General features: G+C 45.3%; 12 protein-coding genes. 4 read left to right on the forward strand and 8 right to left on the reverse strand.

Annotated elements, in window-relative coordinates; genetic code table 11:
- Position 1: 1 nt before the first annotated feature.
- The 5 genes from CEW93_RS06165 to CEW93_RS06185 form a co-directional block, all read right to left on the reverse strand.
- Positions 2–1528, reverse strand: a complete 1527-nt coding sequence (locus tag CEW93_RS06165) for a UDP-N-acetylmuramoyl-L-alanyl-D-glutamate--2,6-diaminopimelate ligase (RefSeq protein WP_089539576.1) — start codon at positions 1526–1528, stop codon at positions 2–4.
- Positions 1529–1539: 11 nt separating this feature from the next.
- On the reverse strand, positions 1540–3525 hold the full coding sequence (locus tag CEW93_RS06170; RefSeq protein WP_089539577.1) for a penicillin-binding protein 2: 1986 nt from the start codon (positions 3523–3525) through the stop codon (positions 1540–1542).
- On the reverse strand, positions 3522–3887 hold the full coding sequence (locus CEW93_RS06175; protein ID WP_089539578.1) for a cell division protein FtsL: 366 nt from the start codon (positions 3885–3887) through the stop codon (positions 3522–3524). The genes CEW93_RS06170 and CEW93_RS06175 overlap by 4 nt, the downstream gene beginning before the upstream one ends.
- A complete protein-coding gene (gene rsmH, locus CEW93_RS06180; RefSeq protein ID WP_089539603.1) occupies positions 3884–4855 on the reverse strand; it encodes a 16S rRNA (cytosine(1402)-N(4))-methyltransferase RsmH in 972 nt (323 codons plus the stop codon). The genes CEW93_RS06175 and rsmH overlap by 4 nt, the downstream gene beginning before the upstream one ends.
- A gap of 80 nt (positions 4856–4935) precedes the next feature.
- A complete protein-coding gene (locus CEW93_RS06185) occupies positions 4936–5757 on the reverse strand; it encodes an FKBP-type peptidyl-prolyl cis-trans isomerase (RefSeq protein ID WP_089539579.1) in 822 nt (273 codons plus the stop codon).
- A gap of 203 nt (positions 5758–5960) precedes the next feature.
- Between CEW93_RS06185 and ykgO the strand changes: the two genes are divergently transcribed.
- The 4 genes from ykgO to CEW93_RS06205 all read left to right on the forward strand — a co-directional run bounded on the left by ykgO (position 5961) and on the right by CEW93_RS06205 (position 8216).
- Positions 5961–6101 (forward strand): type B 50S ribosomal protein L36, encoded by a 141-nt coding sequence (gene ykgO / locus CEW93_RS06190; protein ID WP_062500454.1) that lies wholly within the window; start codon positions 5961–5963, stop codon positions 6099–6101.
- A gap of 218 nt (positions 6102–6319) precedes the next feature.
- Positions 6320–6721, forward strand: coding sequence for a hypothetical protein (locus tag CEW93_RS06195; protein ID WP_089539580.1), 402 nt, complete (start codon positions 6320–6322; stop codon positions 6719–6721).
- 216 nt (positions 6722–6937) lie between these two features.
- Entirely contained in the window at positions 6938–7771 is an 834-nt protein-coding gene (gene asd, locus CEW93_RS06200; RefSeq protein ID WP_089539581.1) for an archaetidylserine decarboxylase, read from the forward strand.
- Positions 7752–8216 (forward strand): hypothetical protein, encoded by a 465-nt coding sequence (locus CEW93_RS06205; protein ID WP_089539582.1) that lies wholly within the window; start codon positions 7752–7754, stop codon positions 8214–8216. Before asd ends, CEW93_RS06205 begins: the two co-directional genes overlap by 20 nt.
- Positions 8217–8222: 6 nt before the next feature.
- Here the strand turns inward: CEW93_RS06205 and CEW93_RS06210 are convergent, their stop codons facing one another.
- The 3 genes from CEW93_RS06210 to parE are packed head-to-tail and all read right to left on the reverse strand — an operon-like array spanning position 8223 to position 11673.
- Complete coding sequence (locus tag CEW93_RS06210; RefSeq protein WP_255503976.1) at positions 8223–9098, reverse strand: pseudouridine synthase; 876 nt, start codon at positions 9096–9098, stop codon at positions 8223–8225.
- Positions 9099–9115: 17 nt separating this feature from the next.
- Positions 9116–9772: a lysophospholipid acyltransferase family protein gene (locus CEW93_RS06215; RefSeq protein WP_089539605.1), complete on the reverse strand. Its 657-nt coding sequence runs from the start codon at positions 9770–9772 to the stop codon at positions 9116–9118.
- Positions 9773–9774: 2 nt separating this feature from the next.
- Positions 9775–11673 carry a DNA topoisomerase IV subunit B gene (parE, locus tag CEW93_RS06220; RefSeq protein WP_089539583.1) on the reverse strand — a complete coding sequence of 633 codons (1899 nt, stop codon included), beginning with the start codon at positions 11671–11673 and terminating at the stop codon, positions 9775–9777.
- Positions 11674–11944: the final 271 nt, after the last annotated feature.

Consider the following 11944-nt stretch of genomic DNA (forward strand, 5'->3'; position numbering starts at 1 on the left):
ATTAACTTAAAAACCCTTGCACCACTGCCACATCATCAAAATCATGACGCACGCCTTGGATTTCTTGATAAGTCTCATGCCCCTTGCCAGCAATCACCACAATATCGCCTGCTTTGGCATTTTGTACGGCGTGCTGTATCGCCAATCTGCGGTCAGGCTTAATGATGGTGCGGTAATGGTCATCGCAAGTCATGCCTGCTTGCATGTCATTTAAAATGGCGTTGGGATTTTCGCTTCTGGGGTTATCACTGGTCAAAACCACCTGATTTGCCAAACTAAGCCCTGCCTGTGCCATCAAAGGGCGTTTGCCCTTATCCCTGTCGCCCCCACAGCCAAACACCGCCCACAGCTCGCCTTGGGTGTGAGCTTTTAGGCTGGTGAGCACTTGGGTCAAGGCATCAGGCGTGTGAGCATAATCCACGATAAACACCGCCCCTGCCCTGCTTGTGCCGACCACCTGCATACGCCCCCTTGCCCCTTGTAGCTTGGGAATGATGGTGGTTAATGTGTCAAATTTATCAGGAAAAACCGCCAAAAATCCTGCCACACTTGCCAGCAGATTGCTGACATTAAACTGCCCCAATAGTGGACTGACCACCTCCACCTTGCCAAAAGGTGTGTAGAGCTGCAAGCCCACCCCATCTAGGCTTGGCGTGATGTTATCAGCAAAAAAGTTGGCGGTGCGGTCAGTGGTGCTGTATGTCCAAAGGGTCAAATCATCATTTGGGGTCTTGTGCTGCAAATCATGGGCTATTTTTTTTCCAAACTCGTCATCAAGGTTGATGACAGCGCATCTAAGCTCTTTAAAATAGCTGTTATCAAATAGGCGTGCCTTTATTGCCCCATACTCGTCCATATCCGCATGATAGTCCAAATGGTCTCGAGATAAATTAGAAAACACCGCCACATTGACGCCCACACCTTGTAAGCGGTGCTGATGAAGTCCATGACTGCTGGCTTCTAGGGCAACCATCTCCACGCCATCTGTCGCCATCTGGTGCAAAAACTCATGGACTTTGACCACTTCGCTGGTGGTGTGGGTGGACTGCACAAGTTGTCCAAGTCGCCCGTTGCCTGCCGTTCCCATAATGGCTGATGGCTTGCCTGACAGCTCACCAAGCTGAGCGGTAAGCTGACTGATGGTGGTTTTGCCGTTGGTGCCTGTTACTGCTAGGATTTTAGGTGATGAAACTGGCTGTTTTTTATTTAGATGAGCTTTGATAAAATCACCCAAAGTCAAACGCAAATCAGCGATATGAATGATGGGTGCTTTGGGTGGATTTTGTTCATCATAACCCATCTGGCTTGCTGAAATCTCAGACAGCACCGCCACAGGACTGATGCCATCAATATAGCTTTTGGCTTTGTGTTTGGTGTCAGGATTGATGGATAGCAACGCAAATACTTCACCATTTGTTACCATTCGGCTGTCAGTCACAACGCCTGTGATGGGCAAATCCTTGACACGCTCCCAGTCGTCTTGACCAATATGAGGCATCAACACATCAGCAAAATCAGCAAAAATCATACAAACTCCATCTATTTTTGGGCGACATCAAGTGGTTTATCAAATGGCACATTATACAAACGCAACACTTCTTTCATCACTTTGGCAAATACGGGGGCGACTGTCTGTCCTGCGTATTTTTGTTTTCGGGGGTCTTCTGCCACAATCACCACCGCAAATCGCGGGTTACTTGCTGGGGCAACGCCAGCAAAAATATTACGATACTGACCTTCGGCATAGCCCCCTTTGACAGGGTCAATACGTCTTGATGTGCCTGTTTTACCTGCCACATGATAGCCATTAATCGCAGCATCCAAAGCCGTACCGCCTTGTTCAGTAACCGTACGCATCATAGCAACAATGCTTTGAGCGTGCGACTCACTAATGATACGTTTAGATTGGGGAGCAGGGTCATCTTTAATCAAACGCAACGGATGCATGACCCCATTATTACCAAGCGTTGCATAGGCTTGGGCGATTTGAGCGAGCGTTACTTCCTGACCATAGCCATACGCCATGGTCGCTCTTAGGGCAATCTCACCACGTTTGGGGGTACGCACCACGCCTGCCACTTCACCTGCCATATTTAAGTTGGTTTTTTGACCAAACCCAAAACGTGTTTGAATCTTGGCGATGGCATCAGCAGGTAAACTTAGGGCGATTTTGGCAGAGCCGACATTGGACGATTTTTGAATGAGTTTTGCCATCGTGATGGAGCCATAATTCGCCGAATCTCTAATCACACGCCCATCACCAACAGATAAAGTACCGGGGCTTGTGTGAATCAATGTATTAAGGTTATATTTGCCAGAATCCAAAGCGGCCGCCACCGTAAACGGCTTCATCACCGACCCCGGCTCAATGGCATCCATCACAGGTCGGTTGCGTTCATTGGTGCCATTAAGCTCAGATAAATTATTGGAATTATAAGACGGCCAAGAACTCATGGCAAGCACATCACCTGTCAAAACATCAACCACCATGCCTGATGCCGAGCGCACTGACTGTATCCGTGCCAACTCTACCAGCTCCTTATACAGTATGTATTGCAAACGTGAATCAATGGTTAATGTGAGATTTTCACCATCTGTTCTGGGCTTAATTTCTTTGACTTCTTCAATCTGCGTGCCAAAGCCACGAAGCATGAGCATCTGCCCGGCTTTACCCGATAAGTACTCATTGTGCGTCAGCTCCAATCCAGAACGCCCTGTATAAACACTCTTTTTTCCTTTGGTAATTTGCGACATATAGCCCAAAATATGAGCATTTGGCTCAGGCTGTAAATAAAATCGCTGTTCGTGTTTTTCAACACTAATCCCCGCCATGTTTAAATCAATAACGGTTTGAGCAATTTCAGGCGTGGTTTTGTTAAAGACCACCACACGTCTTGACCCTGTGCCTTTTGGCAGTGCTGCTTTGATTTCTTCTTCTTTTTTAACATTGACCTTGTCATCAATTTTTACCATCGCTTGCAACGTCTGTTTTGGGATATTACTGACACCCGCCAAACGAGTTAAATCCATATTTTGCAAGGCTTGACTGTAACGTTTTTTGGCACTTTCGCTTTGGGCTTCTTGTAAAAAGCGTTTGTTGGTATAATACGCATTTGCATAATCATAAGGGCTAAACACCACCGTCATCAATGGGGCATTTGCTGCCAAAGGTACGCCATTGGTATCTAAAATCATGCCCCGTTGCACAGGCAAGTTTTGGCGAAAGGTGATAAATTCATTGGCTTTTTGAATATAAAAATCGGCGTTATGCACCTGCAACCACCACGCCCTGCCAAATAAAATAGCCAAAAATATCACCATGATGACCCAAATCGCCTGAAAACGCTGAACATCGTGCAGCCCTCCAATCAACACCACGCCTTGATGAGATTTGTTTTTTTTGGGAAGTTTTTTTTGGCTAGATTTATCGGTTTTTTTGCCCAAACTGCCTAATTTACCAAGTTTATCTGCCAAATCAGACTCTTGGGATTTTTTTTTGGGTTTTTGTGGCGTTGGTTTTTTCATGGTGTCATCTCCCCTTGTTTGGGGGGTTCAGGTGTCAAAGTGATGACTTGACGATGTTGTTTGGTGGGGTAAAACATGCCCAATTTATCCACAGACAATCTGACCACCTGTGATGTGGCACTAAATGTCTGCTGTTCTATCATTAGGCGTTGTTGTTCACTTTTTAAGGTGGCGTGCTCACGTTTTAGGGTCTGCAATGTGCGATAAGCTTCATGGCGTTCTTGGGTTTGTAGAGCAATGGCTGCCCCTGTCAATAAAATCAGTAGCGACAACAAAATCAGTATCAACCAATAAACTCCCACAGGACGTGTGCTACTGGCAAAACTTTCTATGTCAAAATTTGGTAGCTTGGGTTTGCTCATTGGTCTGCCTGCTCATCAAGTCGTTTTGCTCCACGCAAATAGGCACTTCTGGCTCGTGGATTGCTTTTTATCTCATCATCAGTTGGTGCAATGCGATATGGCTTACCAAAGTATTTGGGACGTGCTGGTGGTAATGGTAGTTTATCATCACCATCATGTCGCCCACGACTGTGGTTATTTAAAAATTGCTTGATAATCCTATCTTCTAGCGAATGAAAACTTATCACCGCCAAAATCCCACCTGCCTTTAATGCTGTCAAAGTTTCATCTAAAAACTGTTTGACATCACCAAGCTCATTATTAATAAAAATCCGCATCGCCTGAAAACTTTGTGTCGCAGGGTGTTTGCCCTTTTGCCAAGCGGGGTGAGCTTGTTTTATCACTTCGGCAAGCTCTAAGGTGGAATGATAGCTTTCCATGGATTTGATGGCACGAGCAATGCGTCTGCTGTGGCGTTCTTCGCCATATTCATACAAAACATCCGCCAAAGTCGTCTCATCAACAGTTTTTAACCACTCACCCACGCTCTGCCCACGACTGGTGTCCATACGCATATCTACCACACCATCACGCATAAAACTAAACCCACGAGACCCATCATCAAGCTGGGGACTGGACACGCCCAAATCTGCCATGATACCGTCCACTTGCTGCATGCCAAGTTTGGTGAGATTTTTTTGCAAATGAGCAAAACTGTCATGCACCACTTTAACACGCCCATCTGCCTTGGCAAGCTCTTGTGCCACTTGTATCGCTTGGGGGTCTTTATCAAACACAATGAGCGTGCTGTCATCGCCTAGATGATTTAACAACAAGCGACTATGCCCCCCGCGCCCAAATGTTGCGTCCACATAAACGCCCGTCTTTGGGGCGGTCAAATCTGCCAAGTTTGCCACACCCAACAACAAAGCAACCGTTTCGTTCAGCAAAACAGTTTCATGGACAAATGAGATGACGGGCATATTCATGGTGATGGCGTTTTTAATTTGATGAATGATAATAACACCAAAACCAAGTGCGAACACTTGGCTTAGTGTTCACCGACAGCTTACTGTTTGGGCTGGTCTGCTGTGGCAGTTTGGGCTTGTTTTTGCAGTTCTGCTAGCTGAGCTTGCATTTTTGCCTGAGCGTCTTGGGCGGCTTTTTTGGCAGCAGCTTCATCTAATAGCTCCACGGTAAAAATCAACACGCTGTTTGGCTCAATAGATGGGTTACCCGCTTCGCCATAAGCCAGCTCTGATGGGATATACAGCTCATACTTACTGCCTTCACTCATCAACTGCACACCTTCTGTCCAGCCTTTGATGACTTGATTTAATGGGAACTGCACAGGCTCACCACGCTCATAAGAGCTGTCAAACACCTTGCCATCAATGGTCTTGCCTTCATAATGCACAGTAACCGTATCGGTGGCTTTGGGTTTTTTGCCCGTACCTTCGGTAATGACTTTGTATTGCAGTCCTGATGCGGTGGTTTGTACGCCATCTTTTTTGGCATTTTCAGCCAACCATTTTTCGCCTGCTTCTTTGTTGGTTTTGGCTTTTTGCTCTATCTCTTTCACCATCTCTTCTTGGCGTTTTTGTTGGTAGGCTTCCAAAACTTTTTGCATTTGCTCTTCGGTTAAGGCACGCTTTTTCTCATCGCCACTGTAACCATCAGCAAACCCTTTTTCAAAGGCTTGTAAATTTAGGTCAGGTATGTCTTGTTTGCTACCACTTGCCATAAAATAACCAATGCTATAACCCACCTGTTCAAGCTCAGGGCTTTTGTCGGTGATGGTGATGTTTTTTTGTTGGTTGGCAGAGTTGCAGCCCGCCATCGCAAGCGTAGATACAGTCAGCATACTCACCAAAAGGGTACGATATTTCATAAATGTCTCAATGGGTAAAAAATAACAACCTATAATAACAAAAAATTAACACAGATACCATGCACCCAATAAGAAAATTTTTAAGAGATTTCAACACTTTGGTAAAAAATTGTTATTTTAAATAAATTTTTACGAAAAATACTTGGATTTTTTATAAAATTGTAATATTATAACATTATATTTATTTTCAGGAATATTCACTCATGCAAGTCCTATCATCGCTAAAATCTGCCAAAAACCGCCATGAAGATTGTCAAGTGGTTCGTCGTCGTGGTCGCACCTTTGTCATCTGCAAATCCAATCCCCGTTTTAAAGCGGTACAAGGTGGTAAAAAACGCAAATAAGCATGAGTGTGCCTAATTTTTGTTGGTGATGTCTCAAAATTTGCTCATCAATTAGGCAGTATGCTCCATAATCACCAAACTGGGATTTGTGGTTTACGCCTTATCGGAAAAACTTACCGTTGATATAGTTTGATGACATTTTGGCTTGCCAAAGAACATCAAACTTGCTTTAATAGTCTTATTATTTGGGTAATCTGCCCCAACAAAAGGAAAAAACCATGAAAATCAACCATCTAGCCCTTGCTGTGGTGGCAAGTTTGAGCATTCATGCCTATGGTGCTACTGAGATTAACGAAAATCATTTTGGTCCAAATTATGGCACGGCTGCTGCTGATTTGATTGTCGCCAAACCCTTACAACTGGCAGGAGCGGTCGCTGGCACTGCTTTGCATGTGGTAGGTCTGCCATTTTCTGCGGCATCTGACAGCGTGGAGACTTCTTATGAAGTGCTAGTCAGACAGCCTTGGGAAAAACTCAACCGTGGCGTAGGATATAGCGAAGAGTACGACACCCACATCAAAAATCAATACACCAATCCCAATGAAGTGCGTTTTGTGGTGGACAGACCCTCAGAGATTATCATCAACACCGACCAAAGCGTACAGGTCAATCCCTACTAACTGCCCAAAATAAAGCCCCGTTTGGGGTTTTATTATTTGGCTTTTAAGTTCAAACTGACACCCAAACATTAAATCAAACCATCACATTTTAACCCATCAAAATGGCTTTTGGCACAAATCCCTTCAATACCCCACTTTAAAAATAAAACACTCATGATAGCCAATTTGGGCAAATATCGGTTAAAATGGCGTTTATTTTACCAATCTGGAAACATCATGAACCTATTTACCTTAGCTCAAAATCTTGCCCCCCAACAAGCCCTATCACAGATGGCAGGTCATCTTGCCAAAAGCCAAAACCCCTACATCAAAAAAGCCTTTATACACAGCTTTGCCAAGGTGTATGACATTGATTTGGCAGAATATCAGCGTGGCGATTTGAACGATTATGTCAGTTTTAACGACTTTTTTACTCGTGAATTAAAAGATACTGCCCGCCCCATTGATAAAACAACAAACAGCATCATCAGTCCTGCTGACGGCAAAATCAGCCAAATTGGCAACATCAAGCATGGACAGCTATTACAAGCTAAGGGGCGTGATTATGACGTGGGACAACTGCTGGCAGATTTTGAGCTTGGCAAAAGCTTTTTAGATGGCTCATTTGCCACAATCTATCTTGCCCCCACCAACTATCACCGTGTACATATGCCCTTTGATGGCAAACTGATTGCCACTCGCTATGTGCCTGGCACGCTGTTTTCGGTCAATAACACCACCGCCGAACATGTGCCTGACTTATTTGCCCGTAATGAACGTTTGGTGTGTGAGTTTGAGAGCGATTTTGGGCGTGCGTGCGTGGTTTTGGTAGGGGCGATGATAGTCGCTGGCATTGAGTGCGTGGCAACAGGTGCCATCAAACGCACGCCATACATTCAACACCGCACGCATGATTTGACCCTACAAAAAGGTGATGAGCTTGGGCGGTTTTATCTGGGCTCTACGGCGATTATTGTCCTGCCAAAATCGGCACAAACAGCATGGGGCGATGATTTTGTGCATGGCAAAGTCGTCAAAATGGGGGAGAAAATTGGTCAATTTTACCAGTGATAACTCTGACACTTATCCGATTGGCTCGCTATTATTGAATGCCATTGGCTCTGTGCTGATGGTTTGGGCGTGCTTGGTAGTGGCGTTTTTTATCAATAGCATCAATTTTGGCTTATTTGCTGGCACAATGTTGGCATATCTTGTTTTGATTATGCTCAAATCACAAAAGCCCATTTGGTCTGTGGTGCTGTTAATCTATTTGATGGTCAATATCTTGGCAATCATCACACTATCATACCATGACAACACCCATGATGATTGGTACATGGCAATGGTGGTTATTAACTTACTTGTACACACCATCACTGCCGTCAAGCTATTTAATACCAATGCCCACCAAGTGCCAAAACAAATGGGCATGAGTTTATTGTTTTTGCTGCGTTATGGGCTGCCAAGTTTGTTTGGCATGGCGGTCTTTTTGGCGATAAGTAATGTTTCTGTTTAAGACTAGCTACCACTGCAAAGACAAAGCTGACTCAAAACAAAACATCTCACCAGTAACAGGGTCAATGAATGACAGTGTTTTGGCAAGCAGTTGTAAGGGTGAGCTAAAATCACCCGCTTGGCGATGGCAAACTTTGGGATAATAAGGGTCATTTTTGATGGGGATACCCAAGTGCGACAGATGAACCCGAAGCTGATGAAGCTTACCAGTGGTGGGGGTTAGCTCATATTTTGCCCATTTGCCACGCCTATCTAACAAACGAATATTCGTACAAGTATTGGCAGGTTTGTCAGGATTGACACGCATGGTATAAAACGGCTCGCCCCGCTCTAAATGCAGGCACAAACTGGCAGGCAACCACTCACGATAAGGGGCGATGGCGTGGTAGGTTTTTTTGATGGTTTCATGAGCAAATAACGCATGATACAGATGACGACTGGCAGGATTTTTGCTGATGAGTATCAGTCCTGCGGTGTCTTTATCCAAACGGTGAAGCGGCGACAGATGAGTGTTGCCTGTATGGTTTTTTAGGCGGGTAAGTAGGGTTTGTTGAACGTGTTGTCCTGCGGGGGAAACCGCCAAAAAATGCGGTTTATCCACCACCAAAATGTCCTGATTTTCAAAGAGTACTTGATGAGCAAACGGCACAGGCATCTCTGTACTAAGCTGTCTATAATAATAAATACACCTACCATACTCATAAGGCGTGCTGACTGGCAAAGGCTGATGTTTATCATCTAGCACTTGGTTTGACTTAAAACGCTCTTGCCAAACATCACGGCTGATGTGCAAAAATTTTTGGCACAAAAAATCAATGAGTAGCTTTGGCGGATTGGGAAGCTTTTCAAGATAAAGCACGCTTGGCGAGACGCCATTTTTCATGGGGGGCTTCATGGTCATCAAGGATTGTGATTGGTCATCAGCTCTTTTAGGGGCTTAGAAAGGTTTTGGCGGTGCTTTGGCACCACCCCAACAAAATACTGATAAATCTTTGGCAAATCTGCATCAATATCACCTGTGGGATAAAACGGCGTCATAAAACGGATTTCTTTGGTAGCATAATCCATCGCCACAGGAATGATGGGCACGCCTGCTTGCCATGCCAAATAATAAAAACCCGTCTTCCAACTTTGCGTATAACCACGAGTGCCTTCTGGAGCAAGTGCCAAAAATAGCGGTTTGCCAGTGTTAAAACGGTCAATGTTTGCTTGTAGCACCGAGCCTTTTTTGTCCCTATCAATGGGTATCACGCCTGCCCAACGCAAAAACTGCGACAGCAAAGGCACGGCAAACAGCTCTTTTTTGCCCATAATACGCGCGTCCAAATCTAAACCAATCACCATCGGAATGGCGTATAGCCCATCAATGTTGGATGTGTGTGGCACACCAATCAGCACTGCTTGGCTGATGTTGGGAAGCTGTCCAACAGTTTTCCAGCCACACCACCGATAAAACCACCCTGCCAGTCGTTTGCTGATGTTGCCATGTCTGCGTGGCACTTTATCACCGAGCATATCAGCGGTCAAGGCGGTGTTGGTGTAATGAGTATTTGCCATCATCACGCCCCCAAATCCGCCAAATCTCCCTTATCTTCTAGCCACACTTTTCTGTCTGATGCACGTTTTTTGGCAAGTAGCATGTCCATCACACTGGTAGTGGTCTGTAAATCGTCCAAATCCAGCTGCACCAAACGGCGTGTGTCAGGATTCATGGTGGTTTCACGAAGCTGCACAGCGTCCATCTCGCCCAAGCCCTTAAAGCGAGTGATTTGTGGCTTGGATTTGTTTTTGCTTTTTTTCAAAATGGCAGCCAGCTCAATATCATCTAGGGCATAATGCACTTCTTTGCCAATATCAATGCGATACAAAGGCGGCATGGCAACAAACAAATGTCCTGCTTCCACCAAAGCACTAAAATGCTTGACAAATAAGGCACAAATCAAAGTGGCAATATGTAGCCCATCGCTGTCAGCGTCCGCCAAAATGCAAATTTTTTCGTATCTTAGCTCAGACAAATCATCAGAAGCTGGGTCCACCCCAATGGCAATGGCAATGTCATGAATCTCTTGACTGGACAGCACCGTATCGTGTGAGACTTCCCATGTGTTTAAAATTTTACCACGCAATGGTAAAATCGCCTGAAAATGGCGGTCTCGGGCTTGTTTGGCAGACCCACCAGCACTATCGCCTTCCACCAAAAACAGCTCCGCACCATCTTTAAACTCCCCCTTACAGTCTGCCAATTTACCCGGCAGAGCAGGGCCTTGGGTAATTTTTTTGCGGGCGACTTTTTGGGCAGATTTTAGGCGTTTACCCGCTTTGGTGATGGCAAGCTCAGCAATGGTTTTGGCGGTGTCTGGATGAGCGTGCAGCCACAAGCTAAATGCGTCTTTGGCAAGCGTTTGTACCAAGGGGGCGGCCTCACGACTGGACAGACGCTCTTTGGTTTGTCCGCTAAACTGCGGTTCGGCAAATTTTAAGGACAACACAAAACACACACCATCCCACACATCATCTGCCGTCAGGCGAACGCTTCTGGGCAATAGATTATGAATGTCACAAAATTCTTTTAATGCCTCAGTGATGCCTGTACGCAGCCCATTAACGTGCGTTCCCCCTTGGGCGGTGGGGATAAGATTGACGTAGCTTTCAGTGATGGGCGTACCACCCTCAGGCAGCCACGCAATGGCAAACGTTGCCCCACCACGCTCGCCTGTTTGTGGCTCAGCACTAAAATAAAATGGCAACTCAGGCAAAATCGCCATATCACCCAACTCATCGGTCAAATACTGCACCACGCCATCACTGTATTGCCAGCTTTGGCTGTCATTTGGGTCAATTTCACTCACAAAATCAATTTTTAGCCCTGCTGACAGCACCGCTTTGGCTTTTAGGCTGTGTTTGAGTGCTTTGATGGCAAATTTGGGGCTGTCAAAATACTTGTCATCCACCCAAAAACGCACCTGAGTACCACGTTTTTTCTTGTTTGAACTTGGATTTTGGACAAGGGGCGTGGTTGGTACACCTTGCTCAAAATCCATAGTAAACTGACTGCCATCACGCCAAACAGTTACTTCAACACGCTTGGATAAAGCATTGACCACACTAATGCCCACCCCATGCAAACCGCCACTGATGGCATAATTATCGGTGCTAAATTTACCGCCTGCGTGTAGCCGCGTCAAAATCAGCTCCACGCCAGACTGCCCAAACTCTGGGTGAATGTCGGTCGGCATACCTCGCCCATCATCAAGCACAGACAGCGAACCATCGTCATGCAATGTAACCACAATATGCTTGGCGTAGCCTGCCAAAGCCTCGTCCACTGAGTTGTCTATCACTTCTGCCGCCAGATGATTGGGGCGGGTGGTGTCAGTGTACATACCGGGGCGGCGACGGACAGGTTCTAGTCCTTCTAGAACTTCTAAGTTTTGGCTGGTGTAGTGCTTGGTACTCATCTTGGCTTTATCAATAAAAATAGGCGTCTATTGTACAACAAAGGCAAGATTTTGAAAATGCACCTTGATTGATGGCAGTTAAGTGAATAAATAACTATTTTCAAATCACAATTTGCCATCTAAACGCTTATCTTGGATAAAAATAAACAACAACACGAAACATCATCAAACATTGAGAGGTTTAAACATTAAAATACAATAACAAAATGATTCACCCAAAGACAGATTTAAATCAATTAAATGGGTGCAAATTGGCGTGTTTAAAAATAAC

Source organism: Moraxella sp. VT-16-12 (assembly GCF_002224245.2).
GTDB lineage: Bacteria > Pseudomonadota > Gammaproteobacteria > Pseudomonadales > Moraxellaceae > Moraxella.

Excerpts from the sequence above, each read along its gene's own strand:
- parE (WP_089539583.1), bottom strand. The coding sequence starts at position 11,673 with ATGAGTACCAAGCACTACACCAGCCAAAACTTAGAAGTTCTAGAAGGA.
- CEW93_RS06215 (WP_089539605.1), bottom strand. The coding sequence starts at position 9,772 with ATGGCAAATACTCATTACACCAACACCGCCTTGACCGCTGATATGCTC.
- asd (WP_089539581.1), top strand. The coding sequence starts at position 6,938 with ATGAACCTATTTACCTTAGCTCAAAATCTTGCCCCCCAACAAGCCCTA.
- rsmH (WP_089539603.1), bottom strand. The coding sequence starts at position 4,855 with ATGAATATGCCCGTCATCTCATTTGTCCATGAAACTGTTTTGCTGAAC.
- ykgO (WP_062500454.1), top strand. The coding sequence starts at position 5,961 with ATGCAAGTCCTATCATCGCTAAAATCTGCCAAAAACCGCCATGAAGAT.
- CEW93_RS06175 (WP_089539578.1), bottom strand. The coding sequence starts at position 3,887 with ATGAGCAAACCCAAGCTACCAAATTTTGACATAGAAAGTTTTGCCAGT.
- CEW93_RS06185 (WP_089539579.1), bottom strand. The coding sequence starts at position 5,757 with ATGAAATATCGTACCCTTTTGGTGAGTATGCTGACTGTATCTACGCTT.
- CEW93_RS06195 (WP_089539580.1), top strand. The coding sequence starts at position 6,320 with ATGAAAATCAACCATCTAGCCCTTGCTGTGGTGGCAAGTTTGAGCATT.
- CEW93_RS06210 (WP_255503976.1), bottom strand. The coding sequence starts at position 9,098 with ATGAAAAATGGCGTCTCGCCAAGCGTGCTTTATCTTGAAAAGCTTCCC.
- CEW93_RS06165 (WP_089539576.1), bottom strand. The coding sequence starts at position 1,528 with ATGATTTTTGCTGATTTTGCTGATGTGTTGATGCCTCATATTGGTCAA.
- CEW93_RS06170 (WP_089539577.1), bottom strand. The coding sequence starts at position 3,525 with ATGAAAAAACCAACGCCACAAAAACCCAAAAAAAAATCCCAAGAGTCT.